Source organism: Methylophilus sp. Leaf416, from assembly GCF_001424665.1.
GTDB lineage: Bacteria > Pseudomonadota > Gammaproteobacteria > Burkholderiales > Methylophilaceae > Methylophilus.
In genome coordinates this window covers 214,076-235,318 of record NZ_LMQS01000002.1, presented here as the reverse complement: position 1 = coordinate 235,318, position 21,243 = coordinate 214,076, and the positions used below count along the sequence as shown (strand labels likewise).

Below are 21,243 nucleotides of genomic sequence, written 5' to 3'. Positions count from 1 at the left end.
CGATGGGATTAATCTTCCATTAGCCACTCAATCCAAACATTAATCGGGAAGAAATATGCCAACCGGCTTTAATCAAAAAGCAATGACGGTCGCGCTGATGCTGGCTTTGCCTGCAATTGCAATCGCAGAAGAAAAAATTACAGAAAATGCACAAACATTGAGTGAAGTGCAAATTAAATCTGATAAAGATAAAACAACTTACAACACTGAGAGTAAAGGCTATCAAGCCAAGAAAACACGTGTAGGTAAAACCTATCAAGATCCTCAAGATGTACCGCAAGCAGTTACTACCTTGACCAAAGAACTCTTACATGACCAGCAGGTTGGTTCTTTGCGCGAGGCCTTGCGTAACGTAGTTGGCTTGTCTTTTAATGCCGCTGAAGGTGGCCGCGCTGGTGACAACTTTAACTTGCGTGGTTTTTACACATTTGGCGATATTTACCTTGATAATATGCGGGATACCGCGCAATACAACCGCGAAACATTCAATCTTGAACAAGTAGATGTGCTGCGTGGTTCGGCCGCAATGCTGTTTGGTCGTGGCCAGGCTGGTGGTGTCATCAACCAGGTATCTAAGATGGCTGAGTTGCGTGATAAAAACACGATTACAGGTAGTGGAGGTGAATACGATTATCACCAATTTACCGGCGACTTCAATAAACAATTAACTGAAACTGCAGCGATTCGCGTTAATGTGATGGATAGACACGATGAGACTTATCGTAAGAATCCCACCACTGGAGACAGGCCTGAGTTTGACCGCAAAGGTATTGCTGTTAGTTTTGGTGCAGGTATCGGTACTGAAAACGAGTTCTTCCTGAATCATATTTATACCCAAACACGGGACGTGCCTGATTTTGGTATTCGTTTTATAGCAACACATCCTCAAAATGATACGCCTAATGGCGCTAGTGACCGTACATTCTGGGGAGCTAGCAACAACTTTGATGACAGCGATACCCGTGTGACTACAGGTATTTTTACGCACAAGTTTACCGAAGATACACAGTTAAGAACACAGTTACGTAGTGGTACTTATAATCGCGCCTATTGGGCAAAACTACCACCAAACAATACCGCAACTCCTGCATTGCCAACCGCTAATAGCAGTATTGGGCAGAATCAGGCTCGATACTTGAACTATAACACTGTTAATTTACAGTCGGACTTTAGTACCAAGTTTGATCTTGCCGGCATGAAACATGCTGTTGTCACAGGCATCGAGTGGTTAAAAGAAGATTCTGTACGTCGCCAATTGGTAGATTTAGATCCAACAGCGGGTGCTTTGTATGAGCGGCATGCCAAAGGCAACTTGCAAAACGCATTTAATGCCGATAACTATGCAGTGTATGCGCAGGACAGTGTTGAGTTCATGCCAAACTGGACAGTACTGGCGGGTATTCGTCGCGATGAATTGCATGCCAGATATACAAGCGTGACTTCTCCAAAATTGAGCTATGGCGAGTACAGCTACCGTAGTGGCTTGTCGTGGCAGCCGACCCCAGACAGGCACTATTATGCTACATGGAGTGACTCTTTCAGCCCGACTGCTGACTTGTATCAGTTGACCGCAGTGCCTCAGGATCCTGAGCGTAGTAAAACTGTGGAGATTGGTTCAAAGTGGTTATTTAATGATGGTGATTTGGCTGTAAGAACTGCGTTGTTTACTACAACAAAGAACTGGGAGCGTAACTCAGACCTAGAGGCTACTTCTGCAATTCTGACCAGAAGGCGTCGTACCAATGGCATTGAGTTTGAAGTTACCGGTAAAGTCACTGATCGCTGGGATGTATTTGCCGGTGTTGCATTCTTGGATGCACGTGTCATTAAAGCAGCTCAAAACGTGGCAGCAGGTAATGTTTACTCTTATGCTGATCCACGTGTCGAAGGTCAACGTGCACGAAATACACCCATTGCTACCCTGAACGTCTGGACTACTTATGCATTAACGGATGCATGGAAAATTGGTGGCGGTGTAGAAGCTAAAGGTGAGCGCTATGCATATAATCCAAGTTCAGCCAACCTTGGTGGTTCATTTGTAGGCGGTCACTTTAATCCTAACTCCGCACCAGGCTATGCGCGTGTAGATTTAATGGCTGCCTATGAACAACCTAAATGGGCTGTACGGCTGAACGTTAAAAACCTGCTCAATAAAGAGTATTATGATGCAGTGTACGATAATGGTGGTTTAGTGACCCCTGGTAACCGTCGCCAGGCGATTGTGACGACTGAATATAAATTCTAGGAGTTGATTTGCTGCTAAGTTTGCCGGATGTTTTGCTGGATAGTGAGGTGACATCCATACAGGCTTTGTTAAAAAAGGCACAATGGGTGGATGGACGCACAACCGCCGGTATCCAGGCAGCAACCGTTAAAAATAACCAGCAACTGGCGGAACAAGACCAGTTGCTGGCTCAAATTCGCAGGATCGTGTTGCAAGCATTGCATCGCGATCCTTTATTTTTTTCTGCAGTGTTACCAGATAAAATTTTGCCGCCATTTGTAAATCGTTATTCGGGTGAAACCAATCACTATGGCTTACATGTGGATAATGCCATGCGCAGCATGCCAGATGGCAGTGCGCGCGTACGGGCAGATGTGTCAGCAACCTTGTTCTTGAATGATCCTGATGAATATGATGGAGGCGAGTTAGTAGTGCAGGATGTATTTGGCGAGCAGCGCGTCAAGCTCAAAGCTGGCTCCATTGTGATTTACCCATCCAGCTCTGTACATTCCGTCACACCCGTCACACGGGGAGAACGTCTTGCCAGTTTTATGTTTATACAGAGTATGGTTCGGGATGTGTCACATAGACGCATGCTGTTTGATATGGATATGGCTTTGGTAAAATTACGCCAACAATATGGCGAAACTTCAGAAGTTGTGCAATTAACAGGTATTTACCATAATTTGTTAAGGCATTGGGCATTATAAAAGCTGATGGCTTGAGCGCCATAGGTGACGAACCCATCATAAATATAGCCACTGAATACAAAGCCTGCTGATAAAATTCACATGATCTCTTAAAGCAATCCCTATCGGCCCTGTATGCAATCACTGCCACTTTTATCCCATTATGCACAACAAGCGCAGGCCAAACTGCCGGCGGCAATCTGGCATTATCTGCAATCTGATGCTGGCAATGGATATCAGCTGAATACGAACGAAGTTGCTTGGCAGACACGCAAGCTAGTACCACGGCCTTTGCGCGCACTGCAAAACGCCAATACGGTCTGCGAGATGTTTGGTGAGCGTTGGGCACACCCGCTATTGCTGGCACCCGTGGCCTATCAAAAGCTATTTCATTCGGATGGGGAAATAGGCGCCGCAATCGCCTGTAATGCCCAGCAAGGGCAAATGATGGTAAGCAGCCTTGCCAGCCAGCCCGTTGAAGAGATAATCCAACAAGCACAACAACCACTCTGGTTCCAGCTTTACTGGCAAGGGGATCGCGACCGTACCTTGCTGCTATTGCAAAAAGTAATCGCCAGTGGCGCAAGCGCAATAGTCTTCACGGTAGATGCCCCGGTAAAACAGTCATTGATGGATCTGCCTGAAGGGATTTCGGCAGTCAACCTCGTGCAAGCATTAGCTCCAAGGCCAATCGCTGCCGGACAAAGCAATGTATTTGATGGCTGGATGTCCCAGGCACCTACCTGGGAAGATGTGGAGTGGTTACGAAAACAGCTGACGGTACCTCTATTAGTAAAAGGATTCATGCATGTAGACGACGCAAGACGCGCTGTTGATTTGGGCTGTGACGGCATTGTTGTGTCTAATCACGGAGGGCGTGTGCTCGACAACACGCCTACTGTCGCGGCAATGTTGCCAGAGGTTGTGAGCGAAGTTGGCGGGCAATGCAAAATTCTGGTGGATAGTGGTATCCGCAGTGGTCAGGATGTATTCAAAGCGCTGGCGATGGGCGCAGATGCAGTATGTATTGGCCGACCTTATGTGTGGGGACTTGCGACTGAAGGCGCAATGGGTGTTGCAAAAGTGATTCGCTGGATCAGAGATGAATTGGAAATGACGATGGCGCTGACTGGTGTATCCAATTTAAGCGACATTCGTCAGGTTGATTTGTATCAGTAATAAATAGGAAAAAACGATGAAAAAATTTAGCTTGTATGTGGCGATGGTGGCCTGTTTATTCACTGCCACTTCTGCATTTGCAGCCGCTGATTGTAAAGTCTACTCAAAAGAAGAGTGGGCTTCCGAAGATAGCTTGAAAGAAGCGCTGGAGGCAGAGGGGTATACCATCAAGAAATTCAAGGTTGATGGCAATTGTTACGAAATTTACGGGCGCAATAAAGAGGGTAAGAAAGTTGAAATCTACTTCGATATGAAAACGCTTGCGATCGTCAAAGCAATCGGCTTGAAAGACTAACCGGTCATCTATGGACTCAAGTATTATATGGCCGTGGTGGGTAAGACTTAGTCATTGGCTGGTGGCCAGCGGTGTTATTGCCTTATGGCTTATGAGTTACCTCTGGTATGAAACGGACTTCATACATCGTTCACTTGGCTATTCGATTGTGGTTGCTATTTTCGGGCGGATATTGCTAGGCAACATCACTCAATTTGAGCCGGCAAGGTTTTATTGGCCAGGCATTGATGCTATCCGCTTGCATCTCACAGAGATACGGTGGAGGCAGATGCAATCACATAAAGGCCATAATCCGCTTGGGCAATGGGCAGTCTATCTAATGTGGTTTTTGATTGCAGCACTTGCAATCACCGGATGGCTAAGTCGTACGGATGCATTATGGGGGGAGGATTGGCCCGTGCAAGTACACACTGTCTTAAGTTACAGCCTGTTGGCGCTGGTTTCTTTGCATGTACTGGCTGTTTTCTGCATTTCAAAATTATCAGGTCAACATTTATTGTCACAAATGATACATGGCCGTTATGCTCATTTAAATCAAACAAAAGCAGAAAATTAAGAATTCTATAGAAGCTTTGCGTTTCCAGTAACCTTGTTGAAAATTGCGTAAAGGCAATTAGCACCTAATCCATTTCAATCGGCGGTGCGACTTTTAAAACCTCAGCTACCGTGGTCATGCCAGCGGCAACCTTTTCAGCGCCGTTCAACATTAATGGCTGCAACCCGGCCTGTGTCGCTGCCTGGCGCAGTTGTAATAAATCAGTCTCTGGCGTAATCAGTTTGCGGATGGCTGGCGTGAGCGTGAGCATTTCATAAATCCCGGTGCGCCCGCGATAGCCAGTGTGACGACATTCCTGGCAACCGACCGCTTTCATGATTTTATTTGGCTTGGCTGCTTTAAACGGGCGCGTGATGCTGGCCCATTCGGCATTAGAAATCTCACCTTCGGTTTTGCAATGCGGACACAATGTGCGCACCAGGCGTTGTGCCATGATGCCGAGCACGCTGGAGTGGATCAGGTAAGCAGGCACCCCCAAGTCAAGGAGACGTGTAATGGCAGACGGTGCGTCATTAGTGTGTAAGGTTGACAGTACCAGGTGTCCGGTCAGTGCCGCCTGGATCGCCATATCTGCGGTTTGCTGGTCGCGGATTTCGCCGACCATGATAATGTCCGGGTCCTGGCGCATCAGCGTGCGTATGCCTTCGGCAAAACCCAGTCCTATATTCTGAGTCACCTGCATCTGGTTGAATGCGGGTTCTATCATCTCGATCGGGTCTTCCACCGTGCACACATTCACTTCATCTGTGGCCAGTTGCTTGAGTGTGGTGTACAGCGTGGTGGTTTTGCCCGAGCCGGTCGGACCTGTAACCAAAATAATCCCATTGGGATGGCTTGTCCATTGCGCCCATTGTTCACCCTGACGTTTGGAAAATCCCAACATCTGAAAATCCTGTACCAGCACATCCGGTTTGAAAATCCGCATCACCAGTTTTTCGCCGAAAGCGGTAGGCATGGTCGATAAACGTAATTCGATTTCCTTGCCATCGGTGTCCACTGTTTTAACGCGCCCATCCTGGGGGCGGCGTTTTTCTACCATGTCCATACGGCCCAGCAATTTGATGCGACTGGTAATCGCGTTCATGATGTTGCTGGGCAACTGGTAAACCTGGTGCAATACGCCGTCGATACGTAAACGCATCAAGCCTAGATTTCGGCGCGGTTCAAGATGGATATCACTGGCGCGCTGTTCAAACGCATATTTAAATAACCAGTCAACGATATTCACTACATGCTGTTCATTGGCATCCAGCTGGCGGTCTTTGCCTAGCTCGATCAGTTGCTCAAAATTCTGTACGCCGACAATTTGGCCAGCTTTAGCAACATTGGCCGACTGGATGGCGGAAGACAACTTATATAGTTCGGGCAGGTATCGCTGCAAATCCAGTGGGTTGACCATGACCACTTCAATCCGCAGATTGTGTATGCGTTCAAGGTCAAACACCCAATTCTGGTGGAAAGGATCGGCAGTCGCAATTTTAGCCACTCCGTCCTTGACCGAAATCGGCATGATGCGCAAACGCTCGGCGTAAGCCTGAGACACGATTTGGGTAGCCGAACTAAAGTCGAGTTTCAGGGGATCTATCTGATAGAAAGGTACTTTAGCCTTATAAGCGACATAGCGGCTAAGGTTATCCACAGTGAGTATTTGTGCGGGCTCCCGGTGGTCTTGCCACTTTTGTTCGGCAACGACGACAATCGGGTGGGTCTTTGAGCTATCGCGCTTGCGGTCTTGATGCAGTTTTTCTGCCATCACCTTCTCGATGCGTCCATCTGAGACCAGCATGCGCAGCAAATCACCCAGACGCAGACTTTCTAGGGATTTAGGTAATGAAAATGGGGCTGGAGTATTCATGACACTTCTAGGCTTAAGTATTAGCCTATGGTGCAAAAAGCATGCCACTGAAATATGGCAAGATTGGTCACTTTCCTGGGCTGACTCAGATCTGCATCTGAATACGCATACTCAAATCAACAGCCTGAATATGCTTGGTCAGCCCGCCAATTGAAATCCGGTCAACGCCAGTTTCTGCAATAGCGCGCACTGTAGTCAGATCCACATTGCCAGACGCTTCCAGCAAGGCACGTTTCTGGGTCGTTGTGACCGCTTTACGCAAATCATTCAGCGTAAAATTATCCAGAAGAATACTTTTCGCTCCGGCATCCAGTGCTTGTTGCAGTTCATCCAGTGTCTCGACCTCAATCTGGATATTCTCGGTCTCGCAGATATCAAATGCGGCTTTCAGCACAGACGCGATGGAGCCTGCGGCAGTAATATGATTTTCTTTGATTAATATGCCATCGTAGAGCGCGAGTCGCTGGTTGGCACCGCCGCCTGTGAGTACTGCATATTTTTGCGCCAGCCGCAGACCGGGCAAGGTCTTGCGCGTATCCAATACCTTGGCAGGCAAACCCGCAATGAGTTCGGCATATTGCCGGGTGTGGGTAGCAACCGCAGATAATGTTTGCAGGAAGTTTAACGCCGGGCGCTCGGCACTCAGCATGGCGCGGGCATCGCCCTCTATTGTTACCAGCGTCTGGTTGGGCTGCACGAGGTCGCCATCCTTAACGTGCCAATCGAAGCTGACTGCCGAGTCCAACTGCGTAAAACATTGCTCTACCCAGGCGCATCCACAAATTACAGCCTGTTCACGGCTGATGATTGTTGCTGAAGCACGTGTGCCTGAAGGAATGAGGTGTGCAGTAATATCACCTTTGCCTATGTCTTCCTGCAAAATCGCTTTAACCTGCTCAGCAATTAACACTGCATTCAGGTAAGGTGGCAAGGTTTGGTAGATCGAAGATTGTGTCATGAGGGTATCTGCATGATTGAAAATTATGCATGGGACAATTTTAAGCCCATGCCAAAAGCTATTATAATAAATAGCGACCCGGGACATCAGTTTTTGTGACCGGCTTTTTTTCTTAAACAGCACCTTTCATTGGCAAACACACTATGCAGCTTTTATATACGGTTAACAGTCCTTATGCACGCAAGGTTCGCATCGTTGCCATCGAAAAACACATTGATCTCACATTAACCAGTGTCGTGCTGGCTGAGCCTGACTGTCCTGTCAGTCAATTCAACCCGCTGGGCAAAGTGCCGGTGCTGGTGCTGGATGATGGTGAAAGCCTTTATGACTCGCGTGTCATCGTCGAATACCTGGATCACCGTACGCCAGTGGCTCATTTGATTCCACAGGATCATCTGGCCAAAATCAAAGTGCGTCGCTGGGAGGCCCTAGCTGATGGTGTCTGTGATGCAGCGGTTGCGGTGATGCAGGAACAGCGCAAACCTGAAGCGCAGCAAACAAGCGCCTGGATAGAGAAGCAAATGGCTAAAGTAGTCGCCGGCCTGACGGCATTAGATAACGATCTCCTCAAGAAAAAGTGGTGTGTCAATGAAACATTCAGCCTCGCCGATATTGCCTTGGGTACTACGCTGGGTTACATCGATTTGCGTTTCAAGAGTACCCAATTGGAGGGTAAATACTGGCAGGAGAAATTTCCTAACCTTGCCAAGCATTATGGCGTGCTGGTCAAGCGCCCAAGCTTCAAACAGACCATGCCACAACCCTAGAAAAACAGCTTCCAATCAATAGCACTCTTCGAGCTGTTATCTTTTCTATTGCAGTAAGACTGCAATCACATTTAGCTAAGTTGAATTGTCATTTCAATTTAGCCGTCTAGTAAGCCGCTAGCCATCGATCACGTTAAATGTTGTAAAAAGTTCCATTGATCACTATAAGTCATTAATTTGGCATTGATAATACAAATGATAATTGTTATCATTTGAGAATATAGTATTAAGTAACGGTTAAAAACTTTGTGATGGATGCCAGCATGCCACTAAAAAAAAGATTGCTTGAATTAGTCGATGAGCTAATTGCGCATGATGGTTTTGGCAGCATTAAGGTAGATATTCGTCTTTTAAAGCGCGGTCAGAAGGAAGTGATTATTGATTGCGGAAAGCAATATCGATTTGTGGTGGATTTTCAGCCTGCTGCAGAACTAGCTGACAGCAAATAGCTCGCTAGTTAGTAGAATTAAATCGGGGATATTTCCCCAAAAGTTCCGATGGCATGGGGCCGTGGAAATGTTGAGTTGAGTAGTTCGCCCGCAAGCGCCTTCATGAGGAAGGGTCAACGGCATTATCCATGGCACCTTGTTTCTACTTGGGTTTCTACCTAGGTTTCTACGTGGTATTGCATGCTTATGTTCATAAGCATCATCTCGCCTCTGATTACATACTCAACAAGACATTAAAAGATTCGTTTATCTGCAGGACTTATGTCTTGTAGAGCAGCATATGCTGCAAACGAGCATGCCAGCTACCTCTAACTAGGAGAAGAGGGGTAGCCGGTTTAATGGGCTTGTGCCCGTATGACTATGGAGAAGAAAAAATGATGAATCAACTAAGTTTCAAACCCCTCTCAATCGTTGCATTGACTGCATTTAGCCTGAATATCGCCCCTGCATTCGCTGCGACACCCACCGGTATTCAGGATGCGATTCCTATATCTAAATCGCTGAATGGTATTAAAAAGGATGACGGCTGGTATAACCTGAGCGCTTCTTCCAAAACCAAAACAGTGGATGGTACTTCGGTCACGATTGCTGGTATCCCTGGTGGCGGCTTTCCAGGCATGGCTCCATTGCCAAACGTGATCTCGCAAGTCAGCTCTGATAATGATAGTTCAGCAACCTTCAGAAAAGTGAGTAATGGCGCAACAGGTGGGGCCTTTCCTTCGAGTGACAGCCTCTATACAGGCTCTTTCAGCGGTGCTTTCAATGTTAACGGTGGCAAGCTGGGTGTGTTTGAAACTGCGCCAGTGGACAATCTGGCCAATGTGGTGTTCCAGGTCGAAATTGGCGGTGCCAATGGTTACGATTTCTACCAGCCTTCTGTGGGCAATACAACCACAATTGGTGGCGCTTCAACGCATGCGGCAGGTGCTTTAGCCGTGACCAACTACTTCCCTACACTCAACCTGACCTTTGGTGATAACACAACAACTCAGTTATCTGCCAACTGGGCTGAACTGAGCACCAAAGGCGAGAACGGTACAACAAGTGCTGGCGGTACAGAAGAGCCGATCTACATCAATCTCTATGCATTCCAGTGGGATTTAAGTGGCTACAGCAATGTTTCATCATTCAATGTGACTTTCGATGTCGTCGCACACAGCCAAACTTATGCAGCCCGCCTCACGCAGAGCGACACTTTCAATCAGGTGGTCGCTGTGCCGGTTCCTGAGCCAGAGTCATATGCCATGATCCTTGCCGGATTAGGCTTGATCGGTTTGGTAGCACGCCGTCGCCGTCAGGTTTAAACACTTAAGCCTATGCGTAGTCATAAAGGCCCTGTCAATACTTGCAGGTCTTTCGTCGCTCCAGGCAACCTCGGAAACCCGCCGGGCGCTCCGCTAAGTGTTAAAGGTGTTTGTCCATGTTTTTTACATGGAAATTAAATACTCAACGGAGTGAGTCCGTGAGGCTTATTTTGAGGTAAATGGTGCATCACCTTCAAGAGGAAGGGGCTTATGCGCTGTAAGAGGAGATTTATAAAATGAAATTATCAGCTTTGGCTTTAGCATTTGGTTTTGCCTTTAGTGGATCAGCATTTGCAACAGCAGGTGTTTGGGATACGGCAGCACCTTGGAGCACAACAACCCAATATGCCGAATGGAACACATTTGAAAGCACAGCACTTAGTACAGGTGATACCACCCCTGAAATAGCTTTATCAGCAGGAACGACAGCATCTCTAAAAGAAACAACTGGCGGCGCATTCTTAGTGGGCGGCAATGTATATAGTTTCGCTGTAGCTACACAATTTACTGCAACTTTAAGCGGCACAGCAGGTGGATTGTATGATGTTTATTTGCGTATAGGTACGGTAGGTAATACAGCATCTCAAGCATCTGCGTTCTTGAATGGCCAGGCAGCAAGTCAAGTGGTAGTGCAAAAGACTGAGTCGCAAGGTGACTTTGGCGGATTTGGTACATCTTATGAGCAAGAGTTGTACTGGAAATGGACTGGTGTAACAGGCTCAAACCTGTATACCTTTAATTTCGGAGCCTCTTCATCAAGCATGAGTTTGGATCAACTTGCTTTAGCCACTGTTTCTGTCCCAACAGTGACGCCAGTGCCTGAACCAGAAACCTACGGCATGATGGCGCTCGGGCTTGGCCTGGTAGGTGTGATAGCAAGACGTCGCACTAGCACAAGCAATACCTGATTTAGATTTGTGCAACTACACAAAGGGGCTGATTCAGCCCCTTTGTTTCAATTAATACTTCTAAAGCGCTCATGATGGAATGCCTAGATCAACGGCAACGTAAAAATAAAATTAATAACCATTATTCTTCAATGATGGGTGCGTTTCAGTTATTTATTTGTATGCTACTTGTTTCATTCAGCCATATTAATTTTGCTGCAGATCAAATAAGCTACGATGAGAACACCTCCAACCAGGAAAATACCCAGTCTAAAAATGATCAGGATGATCAGCCGATAAACAAATCGGAGAGTGTTGATACATTGCCCGAGGTGTCCGTCACTGATACCAGGGTTAAAGAGGAGTCTGGCATCAATCCTACATTGCCGATTACCACAATCACAAGTGAGCAGTTGCAACGCACGCAGCCGAGCAACATTTTTGAGGCTGTAAAATCTGCGCCAGGTGTATCAATTACAGGTGGCCCAAGACCAAGTGGTATGGCTTTTAGTATTCGGGGTTATACGGATAATGAAGATGTAATGGTGAAAGTTGATGGGGCGCCTAAAGGATTTGAAAAGTATCGAATGGGGGGTACTTTTGTAGAGCCCGAGTTATTAAAAAGTATTGAAATCCAACGTGGTCCACAAATTACCAGCGGTTCAGGTTCTTTAGGGGGCACGATTATCGCCCAAACAAAAAATGCGGCTGATTTGTTAAAGCCCGGCCAGAAATTTGGTGCTAAAGCCAAGTTCGGTTATGGCAATAACAATGATGAATACTCTCGTTCTTATATGATGTATGCCCGACCCGAGGAAAGGATAGATATTTTATTCAACTACTCTAATCGCCAGGCGAATAACATCACGCTTGCAAATGGAGATAAATTAGATAGTTCTGCAATCCAGTCTATCTCCCAATTGCTCAAAGTTTCCATTTTTCCACTGGAAGATTTGGAACTTAGCACTTCATTAGTCACCTTTGATGATAGCGGGTTGCAACCTTATGACGCAACTGGCGGGCAACCAGGTACCTTCGGCACAGTGATACGAAGTATTGATGATTTTAGCTGGGCTCAAACCATGCTTTATACGCCTGATCATCCTTGGGTTAATCTGAAAGCTGTATTGGGCGGAGGGCATACAAAGTTACATGATCTGCTGCAGCCTGGCAAATCATCGATAAATCCGTGCAATGTCAGCACTTGCACAAACATGAATGATTATTATGATTACAAAACAAAGACTGTGGATTTAAGTAATATCTCCACGATTTTTAAAGCTGATTCAATGTTAATAGCAGTGTTAACCGGTTATCAATACAATGAAAGTGAAAGAGACGTAGAACGCTTTCTTGAAAATCCCGCCAGCCCTTTGGCAAGTGGTTATCCCAATGGCTTCAATCCTTCTGCACCCCCAGGCAAACGTTCTTACAATGCATTTTATATTCAACCACATTTTCAGATTGGACAAGTAAGTATCAAACCAGGGTATCGAAGGGATGATTATAAGATTGAAGCAGACGGTGGCACTCTGGACTTGCTTGCTCCTTTTAAACAAGCCAGTAAAAATGAATTTACTGAAGAAACCTGGAGCTTGGGCTTAGCTTACGATTTCTTCCCTCGTGCCAGTCCCAAGCAATTGACAGTCTATAGCAATTACGGTCAAGGATTTCGTCCAGCATTAATAGATGAGTCGTTTACACAAGGCACATTCAGCAGATGCCGACGATTAGGCGCACTTTTGATTCCTGGAGTTTCAATGCCAGACGGCCCACCCTCTGGTATTTGTGGTGATCTTTATCAATCTCAGACTTCTGAGTCCACCGAAGTCGGCATGAGCTATCAAGATCCTCATCTAATGGGGACTGATATTGCCCTTACCAGCAAAATTAACTTTTATCACATCTATACTTCGCATTTACTTTCATCCTTGCGTGAGAGCGATGACAGGAGCATCACACAAAAAGGTTGGGAAAGAAGAAATGGAATAGAGGTAGAAGGTTTTGTTCAATACCATGGTATATATATGCGCGGCGCATATTCACGAATAAATGGAAATCTTTTTGACGGAGGGCGTTTTGTTCCGCTGTATACCATTCCTGGCAATACCTTGAATATTAATTTGGGGGCGTCGTTAACTAAGACTTTGGACTTTAATGTCACTTACAGGAAGATTTCAGATAGAAATATAATTGTCGGTGGCGGTACTACCACTGATTATGTTTTTGGCACGCAGGACGGCTATGAAATCTGGAATGCCGGGGTACATTGGCAAGCTACTCCACAATTGGGAATGCGACTGATAGGAGAAAATTTGACCAATAGAGAGTATCGGCTCGACGCTGCTATGGGTGGATTAGGAATTTTTGCTCCGGGGAAAAACGTTAAATTCTTTGTCGAGTTAATGTATTGAATGAAATTAAAAAGCCTCAGAATCTCTGAGGCTTTTCTATATTTAGATGATGTATTTGTTTAAAGCGGCGCAACATCATCGTCACCGAGCAGAGTATGCAGATTATTTTTATGGCGTAATGTCTGACGCTCGTTAAGGCGTTTTTGCGCTGCACTCGGGAAGTCGGTATAACTGATCAGGCTGCGCTCGATCAGAATGCCGATCAAGTCTTCAAGTACGCGCGCCAGCTGGATATCGCTTTCACGGAAGGTGTGGTGTTTCTTAAGTTCTTCATCCAGAAAATTCAAATAATCGGCATCTGAGTTTTCTAACTGTACCCAGTCAGCCGAAACCTGAGTATCCGGACTTGCGGCAATAATTGCACCTTCTTTATTTTTAAGTATATAGGCCATCAGGTGTCATTCCTTGTCACTTTAGGTGTGAGTTATTGTCTATCAGGAAAGCAGAAGCAATAAGCATGCCTTTTGATTGCTTAAATCGCGCCATTAATAATGCCACCACCCAGGCAGACATTACTTTCATAAACGACTACACTTTGCCCTGGCGTAATCGCCCATTGATGCTGACCAAAGCGGATGGTCGCCTCCTCGTCATTCACCGCATCGACTTCGCATGGCGCATCCGGCTGGCGATAGCGGGTTTTGGCCGCATAAACCCAGTTGGTACGTGGCTGTTCGCCGCTGATCCAATGCAATTGCCCGGCAGTCAGGCCGTCACTTTGCAGCAGTGGGTGATCGTGTCCTTGCACTACAATCAGTTCATTGCTGACCATGTCTTTGCCTGCTACAAACCAGGGTTCGCCGTTACTGTCGCGGCTGCCACCAATTTTCAGGCCCTGACGCTGCCCGAGCGTGTAATACATCAAGCCTTCATGTTCACCGACTACTTTACCTTCAGGCGTACGCATGATGCCGGGTTGTCTTGGCAGGTAGCGTTGCAAAAATTCCTGGAACGGGCGTTCGCCGATAAAACAAATGCCGGTGGAGTCCTTTTTTTCGGCATTGATCAGCCCATGCTCACGCGCGATCTCACGCACTTCACGCTTTAAGTATTTACCCAAAGGAAATAATGTTTTAGATAACTGTGCCTGGTTTAAGCGTGACAGGAAATAGCTTTGATCCTTGCTGCCGTCATCTGCTTTCAGCAGCTGATAGTTGCCCGGTTGAATCGGGTTCTCACGTACCTGGGCATAATGACCAGTGGCAATCAAATCTGCTCCCAGGCTCATCGCATGGTCTAAAAATGCCTTGAATTTGATCTCGGCATTACACAGGATGTCAGGGTTAGGCGTACGGCCAGCCTGGTACTCTTCCAGAAAGTTAGTGAATACTCGCTCTTTGTATTCCTCACTAAAATTCACGGCTTCAATGTCAATACCTATCTTGTCAGCGACAGACACGGCGTCGATCAAATCCTGCTTTGAAGAACAGTATTCATCAGTGTCATCGTCTTCCCAGTTTTTCATAAACAAACCGGTGACATGGTAGCCTTGCTGCTTTAACAACAAAGCGGTAACGGAAGAGTCAACGCCGCCGGACAGGCCGACGATTACATGTGGCTTACTCATAATGCCTGTCCCAAATGTTTCAAAATATCTAAAGAATAACGTTTGCCCGCAAGGTAATCCTGCACGCATAACAGCACCTGCGGACTGCGCATCAACTCGCCATCGGCAGCAATCTCGGCTTCAGTTTTCCATACGGTGCGGAGGATGCCGTCATCTAATGCACGCTCCTGGTAATGTGCTCCCAGCTTGCCGGTAAATGCAAAACGCAAATAAGTGATGCCATTAACCGGATGCTGCCAGTGGTAAATGCCTACCAGGGCTTCTGGTGTAAAGTCGTAGGCAGTTTCTTCCAGCGTTTCGCGGATGGTGGCCTCAATAATCGTTTCGTTTTCTTCGAGGTGACCGGCAGGCTGGTTAAAGCGGTTACCACGGTCAGTGGTTTCTTCAACCAGCAAAAACTTGCCGTGTTGTTCGATAATTGCCGCCACGGTGACGTTGGGTTTCCACTGCTGGGAGGACTTGGAAGAGGCAGGTGAATTCAAAATACGCGGGTTTCGTTAAAAGCGCTATTTTAACGCTAAGTGATTGATTAGGGTAATTATCTTAAAGCCTTGACTACTACCATGCGCTGTCGATATGTGGTCATCAACCCGCCAACTGCGGAAACAAACCAGTCAATCCATGCGCAATAAACTCTACTGACATGGCCGCTAAAATCAGTCCCATCAGGCGGGTCACGATATTAATCCCGATAGGGCCCAGGTAATCAGTGATGGCATCAGAAAGTAATAACAGGCCCCAGATAAACAGTGAAATTAAAGCCACCGGTATTATCAGGCTTAAATGCCCCCAAAAACCAGGATGCTGTTGCGCAGTGATAATCATGCTGGAAATCGCGCCTGGTCCGGCAAGTAGCGGGATACTCAATGGCACAATCGCAATCACTTCACGCTCCGCCAAGTCTTGCGCTTCTTCGGCTGTTTGGCGAGTGCCACTTTGCTTGCCATGCATCATTGAGATAGAAATCAGTAGCAGCAAAATACCACCACCGACCTGGAATGAAGGGATGTCGATGCCAAAAAAGTCTAGTACTTTGTCGCCTATAAAAGCCGAGACGCACAGCACAATCATCACGGTCATGCCGACCGTGCGTGCGGTACGGGCACGTTCCTTTTTGCTCCAGCCACTGGTGGCACTGATGAAGATTGGCAGGCTGCCGATAGGATTCACAATCGCCAGCAAGGCAATCGCGACTTTAAGCAGGTAGGTATATTCGTTCATGGCGGTTACTTTTTGGCATCGGATTTTGTCGTCAAGCTTGCCTGAAAAAAATGGTGTAGGCAAATTGCCAAGGTCATTTTATTTATGCAGGACGCTTGTCAAAAAACGCAATCGGTTGTGGCGGTGCCATCTGCAAGATATGTTTGCGCACTTTGCCCATCACATGCATTTCACAGGGCTTACAATCAAATTTGAGTGTGTACCTGTCATTGCCGCTGATTAGCGTCATAGGTTCGGCCGTCACCGTGCCTTGCACACCTATCACGCCTTTGGCTTCTTTCGGACACAAACCGTGGCTGAAACGCAAGCAATGTTTGGTGATCATCACCGGCACTTCATCCAGTTCTTCATTGGATTCATAAGCGCTGGCAATCAGCTTCACGCCGTGCTTGTGATAGAAATCGCGAGCTTTCTGGTTATAGACATTTGCCAGGTAGCTCAAAGTATCTTCGGGATAAATAGCGGGTGGCTCGGCAGCCGCACGCAATGGCGGGCGGTTATAGCCTAATGTTCTGATGGCAATTAATTCTTCCACGGCATCACGGCGTAGCTGGTTCACAACAGAAGCGGGCAGGAACCAAGGCTGGGTCAATTCCAGGCCGATATCTCGGGCTGAAAAATCGGTATTTCCCATTTTCGCCAGATTCTCCCTTAGTGATATCTCAGCCTTTTCTGCATCGTTTGCAGGCTGCTTTTCGGCAGTGCATTGGGTGGTAGCGCTAAAGCCTTGTTCATCCGTCAGTGTCAGTGCAAAGCCATCTGCCGTTTCGTAAAGTACAACATCGAGCACTATTTTTCTTGTGGCTGAATCCTTTTCCAGCAAACGCATAAAAGCGTGGTCACGATTGCGGTAGAGTTGGGTGTTGTTGCGGATATCCGCAGGCATTTCATTCGGGAACAGGCGTTGCGTATGGTTATCCAGCGCTTGCACCGTGTTCACACGCAGGCCGACCAGCTCTTTATGTACATCAAAAAAGCACACGCCATCGCCATTGTGTAATACAACTTCTGTCGCCACATCGATAAAGTCCTTACCGACTTTACGGACTTTACCCAGTTCTTCACCTGAAAATTTGGGCGTATCAAAGGCGCCGATATCGGCCTGGCGGCCATTGGCAAAATAGTCGGTGGCACTGCGGTTAAAGGTTTTTTCAGGCTGTGGCGTAAATGTGTAGCTGGCATGCCCGGCTGAGGATTTAGCGTAATCCGGCATCTCTTCCAGAATCTCATCCAGCAGCTGACGGTAATGGGCAGTGGCGTTTTTCACATAAGGCAGGTCTTTGTAACGGCCTTCGATTTTAAAACTGCTGACACCGGCAGCAATCAGCGCACGCAGGTTGGCACTCTGGTCGTTATCTTTCATCGATAAGTAATGTTTGTCTTTACCCAGGATGCGACCTTTCTGGTCTTCCAGCGTATAGGGCAACCGGCACTCCTGTGAGCACTCACCCCGGTTGGCACTGCGGCCTGTGTGTGCGTGGCTGATAAAACATTGCCCGCTAAAAGCAACACATAAGGCGCCATGGATAAAATATTCCAGGTTGGCCGTCGTGGCATCAGCAATCTTTTTCACCGTCGCTATATCCAGCTCGCGCGCCAGTACAATCTGGCTGAACCCGACCTGGTCCAAAAACTGCGCTTTTTGCACAGTGCGTATATCGGTTTGCGTACTGGCATGCAACTGTATCGGTGGTAAATCCAGTTCTAGCAAGCCCATGTCCTGCACGATCAGTGCATCTACGCCTGAGTCATACAGCTGATGCACCAACTGGCGTACGCCTTCAAGCTCATTGTCATGAAAAATCGTATTCAGCGCGACAAACACTTCGGCATGAAACTTGTGCGCATGCTGCACCAGCCTGGCAATATCCTGTACGGTATTCGGCGCTTTGGCGCGCGCACCAAATGCCGGGCCACCAATATACACGGCATCAGCCCCGTGATTAATGGCTTCAATGCCAAAATCGGCGTTTTTGGCAGGTGAAAGCAGTTCCAGATGTTTGCGGGTTTTTTGCATGCGGGATGTATCTACAGTGTAACGACTTGATTTAAGACGCTATTTTAAACGAAGCATGCATTTTGCGCTTGGTTTAAAATAGCGTCATGAGTGGAAATCAGGATTTATTACAACGCAGCCACAATCACGTGTGGCATCCATGTACGCAGATGAAGCATCACGAACGCACACCGCTTGTTCCGATTGCCCGAGGTGAGGGCGCCTGGCTATTTGATACCGATGGCAAAGACTACCTGGATGCCGTCAGTAGTTGGTGGGTCAATCTGTTTGGGCATAATCAGCCTGCAATTAAAGACGCCATTAAAGCCCAGTTAGACCAGCTTGAGCATGTGATGCTGGCAGGGTTTACCCATGCGCCGGTGGTGGAGTTATCAGAGAAACTTTCCTCCTTGACTGGCTTGGGTCATGCATTCTATGGCTCGGATGGTGCCAGTGCTACCGAGATCGCGCTTAAGATGAGCTTTCATTACTGGCGCAATATTGGGCAATTTAAAAAAACGAAATTTATCAGCCTGCAAAACAGCTATCACGGAGAAACACTGGGTGCCTTAAGCGTGACCGATGTCGCCATTTTTAAAGACACTTATGCGCCGTTGATTTTACAGTCGGCACAAATGCCAAGTCCGGATAGTCGATTGGCAGAAGCGGGCGAATCTGAAGAAAATTTTGCCATGCGTTGCGCCGAGGCGCTGGAAGCGTATGTAGCCGAGCACCACGCTGAATTGGCAGCCTTTATTATTGAGCCATTGGTGCAAGGTGCGGCTGGGATGGCGATGTACCATGTTGCCTATCTGCGTCGTGCACGCGAGATTTGCAGTCGCTATGATATCCACTTGATTGCAGATGAAATTGCTGTCGGTTTTGGCCGCACCGGCACCTTGTTTGCCTGTGAGCAGGCGGGCGAAACAGTCCGTGATATCGCTGATTTTGTGTGTCTTTCCAAAGGCATTACCGGCGGTTATTTGCCGTTATCTGTGGTACTCACGACCGATGATGTTTATCAGGCTTTTTACCATGACCAAACTTCCAAGGGTTTTTTGCACAGCCATAGTTACACCGGCAACCCGTTAGCGTGCAGTGCGGCACTGGCAACGCTGAAATTGTTCGAAACCTCTGACGTGTTGGGCAATAACCAGAAGACCGCACAGCAACTTTGGACAGCAGTGAAGGCATATGACTTGCCGCTACAGCATGTCCGCCAGCGGGGCATGATCACTGCGTTTGAGGTTGATAACAAAAATCCACAATTTGCCCGCGATTGTTATGCGGCAGCGTTGCGGCATGGCTTATTGCTGCGCCCGATAGCTAATACAGTGTACTGGATGCCGCCATATTGTCTGAATGCGGCAGAGATTGATCATCTGGTACAGGCGACACAAACCACGATTCTCGAAAGTATGGCATGCAGCTAACTATGCGCTGGTGCCTGTTCTTTTGTTGTTTGTGGACCGGCGTTGCGCAGTCGGCTTTGCCCGTTTCATTGCAAGAAGCGCTCACTAAAGCGAAATTACCGCTGGATAGCGTTGCGATTGTGGTGCAACCCCTTGATGGTGTTTCGCCGCTCATCAGCCATAACCAGACCAAGGCCATGAACCCGGCCAGTGTCATGAAAGTGGTGACCGCTTACGCCGCACTGGAAGCCCTTACGCCCGCTTATCGCTGGAAAACAGAAGTCTATAAAAACGGGCCAGTGAATCAGGGTGTGCTTGATGGTGATCTCATAATCAAAGGCTACGGTGACCCGGCCCTGAACAATGCCGAGCTTTGGCGTTTGTTGCAACAGATCCAGCAACAGGGGATTAAACATATCAAAGGTAACCTGGTGCTGGATGCTTCCATTTATACGCCGGAAGTCACTCAACGTCCGATACTGGATGACGAGCCATGGCGCGCTTACAACGTCAATCCGTATGCATTGCTGGTGAATGGCGGTCATACCAGTTTCAGGTTTGGCGTATCCAGAGAAGGCGGCAAGCCTGTGGTGAGTGTCACACAAGAGTTTGAGTTGCCACAGATTAAAGTGCTGAATGCCATGCAGGTCAGCAAAGGCGCTTGCGGGGACTGGCGTAGTAACCTGGGTTATGGAGTGTCTGCGACACCAGAAGGCGCAACGGTGACGTTTAGCGGCACATTACCTGAACAATGCGAGGAGCGCTACCTTGAATTAAGCGCGCTTAGCCAGCATCAGTACGCGGTGAATACCTTCAAAAAAATATGGGCGCAATTGGGCGGGCGGCTGGATGGCCAGGCCGTCGCTGCCGTGTTGCCAGCCTCCGCAAGATTGGTCACCACCTGGTGGTCTGCGCCGCTGGATGAGGTGATTCGCGATGTAAACAAATCGAGCAATAATGTCATGGCGCGGCAGTTGATGCTGACCATAGGCGTGGAAGCAGGGCAGATCCCAGCTGACGAAAATAGCAGTGCGTTGGCGGTAAGGGAATTATTAAGCAAAAGCGGGCTGTCTTTTACTGAACTGGTGCTGGAAAATGGGTCCGGGCTGTCACGCAACGAGCGTATCAGTGCGGAACATCTTGCACAATTACTCGTCACAGCCTATCAGCGGCCGGTGATGCCTGTACTGATGGCTTCCCTGCCGATCCTTGGGTTAGATGGTACGCTCAAAAAGCGCTTGCCTGAGGCTCCCAGCCGGGGCATGGCTTACTTGAAAACGGGGTCTCTGGAAGGTGTCAGCAGCATTGCCGGTTATGTGCAGGATGTTCAGGGTAAACGCTATGTGCTGGTCATGCTGGTCAATCACAACAATGCTTCGGCAGCACGTTCCATCCAGGATGGCCTGATTAAAGCGTTGATTGAAGGCCGCTAGCCAGCCGGCAACTGAGAATTTTTAATAAAAACCGCGT

19 protein-coding genes are annotated in these 21,243 nt (G+C 47.7%); 12 read left to right on the top strand and 7 right to left on the bottom strand.

The window, feature by feature from the left end; genetic code table 11:
- Positions 1 to 55 precede the first annotated feature (55 nt).
- From ASG34_RS06005 to ASG34_RS05985, 5 genes are all read left to right on the top strand, one after another.
- Positions 56 to 2,245 carry a TonB-dependent receptor gene (locus ASG34_RS06005; protein WP_055828034.1) on the top strand — a complete coding sequence of 730 codons (2,190 nt, stop codon included), beginning with the start codon at positions 56 to 58 and terminating at the stop codon, positions 2,243 to 2,245.
- A gap of 8 nt (positions 2,246 to 2,253) precedes the next feature.
- Positions 2,254 to 2,934, top strand: coding sequence for a Fe2+-dependent dioxygenase (locus ASG34_RS06000; RefSeq protein ID WP_055828031.1), 681 nt, complete (start codon positions 2,254 to 2,256; stop codon positions 2,932 to 2,934).
- 114 nt (positions 2,935 to 3,048) lie between these two features.
- Positions 3,049 to 4,092 carry an alpha-hydroxy acid oxidase gene (locus tag ASG34_RS05995; RefSeq protein WP_055828027.1) on the top strand — a complete coding sequence of 348 codons (1,044 nt, stop codon included), beginning with the start codon at positions 3,049 to 3,051 and terminating at the stop codon, positions 4,090 to 4,092.
- A gap of 16 nt (positions 4,093 to 4,108) precedes the next feature.
- The gene (locus ASG34_RS05990) at positions 4,109 to 4,387 is read left to right on the top strand and encodes a PepSY domain-containing protein (protein ID WP_055828024.1); all 279 of its coding nucleotides are present in this window, start codon (positions 4,109 to 4,111) and stop codon (positions 4,385 to 4,387) included.
- Positions 4,388 to 4,397: 10 nt separating this feature from the next.
- Positions 4,398 to 4,943: a cytochrome b/b6 domain-containing protein gene (locus ASG34_RS05985; protein ID WP_055828021.1), complete on the top strand. Its 546-nt coding sequence runs from the start codon at positions 4,398 to 4,400 to the stop codon at positions 4,941 to 4,943.
- Between the two features lie 64 nt (positions 4,944 to 5,007).
- Here the strand turns inward: ASG34_RS05985 and ASG34_RS05980 are convergent, their stop codons facing one another.
- Entirely contained in the window at positions 5,008 to 6,798 is a 1,791-nt protein-coding gene (locus ASG34_RS05980; RefSeq protein WP_055828017.1) for a GspE/PulE family protein, read from the bottom strand.
- A gap of 85 nt (positions 6,799 to 6,883) precedes the next feature.
- Positions 6,884 to 7,756: a carboxylating nicotinate-nucleotide diphosphorylase gene (gene nadC, locus ASG34_RS05975; protein WP_055828014.1), complete on the bottom strand. Its 873-nt coding sequence runs from the start codon at positions 7,754 to 7,756 to the stop codon at positions 6,884 to 6,886.
- Positions 7,757 to 7,899: 143 nt separating this feature from the next.
- On the opposite strand from nadC, the gene ASG34_RS05970 reads away from it, so the two are divergent.
- The 5 genes from ASG34_RS05970 (at position 7,900) to ASG34_RS05950 (ending at position 13,577) form a co-directional block, all read left to right on the top strand.
- A complete protein-coding gene (locus ASG34_RS05970; protein WP_055828011.1) occupies positions 7,900 to 8,523 on the top strand; it encodes a glutathione S-transferase N-terminal domain-containing protein in 624 nt (207 codons plus the stop codon).
- Positions 8,524 to 8,786: 263 nt separating this feature from the next.
- The gene (locus ASG34_RS05965) at positions 8,787 to 8,972 is read left to right on the top strand and encodes a hypothetical protein (protein ID WP_235559682.1); all 186 of its coding nucleotides are present in this window, start codon (positions 8,787 to 8,789) and stop codon (positions 8,970 to 8,972) included.
- 374 nt (positions 8,973 to 9,346) lie between these two features.
- Complete coding sequence (locus tag ASG34_RS13965; RefSeq protein ID WP_055828006.1) at positions 9,347 to 10,276, top strand: PEP-CTERM sorting domain-containing protein; 930 nt, start codon at positions 9,347 to 9,349, stop codon at positions 10,274 to 10,276.
- 236 nt (positions 10,277 to 10,512) lie between these two features.
- A complete protein-coding gene (locus tag ASG34_RS05955; RefSeq protein ID WP_055828003.1) occupies positions 10,513 to 11,184 on the top strand; it encodes a PEP-CTERM sorting domain-containing protein in 672 nt (223 codons plus the stop codon).
- Between the two features lie 71 nt (positions 11,185 to 11,255).
- The gene (locus ASG34_RS05950) at positions 11,256 to 13,577 is read left to right on the top strand and encodes a TonB-dependent receptor domain-containing protein (RefSeq protein ID WP_235559681.1); all 2,322 of its coding nucleotides are present in this window, start codon (positions 11,256 to 11,258) and stop codon (positions 13,575 to 13,577) included.
- A 59-nt stretch (positions 13,578 to 13,636) separates the two neighbouring features.
- On the opposite strand, the gene ASG34_RS05945 is transcribed toward ASG34_RS05950, so the two are convergent.
- From ASG34_RS05945 to ASG34_RS05925, 5 genes are all read right to left on the bottom strand, one after another.
- Positions 13,637 to 13,969 (bottom strand): hypothetical protein, encoded by a 333-nt coding sequence (locus ASG34_RS05945; protein WP_055828000.1) that lies wholly within the window; start codon positions 13,967 to 13,969, stop codon positions 13,637 to 13,639.
- Positions 13,970 to 14,049: 80 nt separating this feature from the next.
- Positions 14,050 to 15,144 carry a tRNA 2-thiouridine(34) synthase MnmA gene (mnmA, locus tag ASG34_RS05940; protein ID WP_055827997.1) on the bottom strand — a complete coding sequence of 365 codons (1,095 nt, stop codon included), beginning with the start codon at positions 15,142 to 15,144 and terminating at the stop codon, positions 14,050 to 14,052.
- Entirely contained in the window at positions 15,141 to 15,572 is a 432-nt protein-coding gene (locus ASG34_RS05935; protein WP_055827994.1) for an NUDIX hydrolase, read from the bottom strand. The genes mnmA and ASG34_RS05935 overlap by 4 nt, the downstream gene beginning before the upstream one ends.
- Before the next feature lie 157 nt (positions 15,573 to 15,729).
- Positions 15,730 to 16,365: a YchE family NAAT transporter gene (locus ASG34_RS05930; RefSeq protein ID WP_055827991.1), complete on the bottom strand. Its 636-nt coding sequence runs from the start codon at positions 16,363 to 16,365 to the stop codon at positions 15,730 to 15,732.
- An 82-nt stretch (positions 16,366 to 16,447) separates the two neighbouring features.
- Positions 16,448 to 18,382 (bottom strand): peptidase U32 family protein, encoded by a 1,935-nt coding sequence (locus ASG34_RS05925; RefSeq protein ID WP_055827988.1) that lies wholly within the window; start codon positions 18,380 to 18,382, stop codon positions 16,448 to 16,450.
- 86 nt (positions 18,383 to 18,468) lie between these two features.
- On the opposite strand from ASG34_RS05925, the gene bioA reads away from it, so the two are divergent.
- Both bioA and dacB read left to right on the top strand, forming a co-directional pair.
- On the top strand, positions 18,469 to 19,794 hold the full coding sequence (bioA, locus tag ASG34_RS05920) for an adenosylmethionine--8-amino-7-oxononanoate transaminase (RefSeq protein ID WP_082504819.1): 1,326 nt from the start codon (positions 18,469 to 18,471) through the stop codon (positions 19,792 to 19,794).
- Positions 19,785 to 21,206 carry a D-alanyl-D-alanine carboxypeptidase/D-alanyl-D-alanine endopeptidase gene (gene dacB, locus ASG34_RS05915; protein WP_235559680.1) on the top strand — a complete coding sequence of 474 codons (1,422 nt, stop codon included), beginning with the start codon at positions 19,785 to 19,787 and terminating at the stop codon, positions 21,204 to 21,206. The genes bioA and dacB overlap by 10 nt, the downstream gene beginning before the upstream one ends.
- Positions 21,207 to 21,243 lie beyond the last annotated feature (37 nt).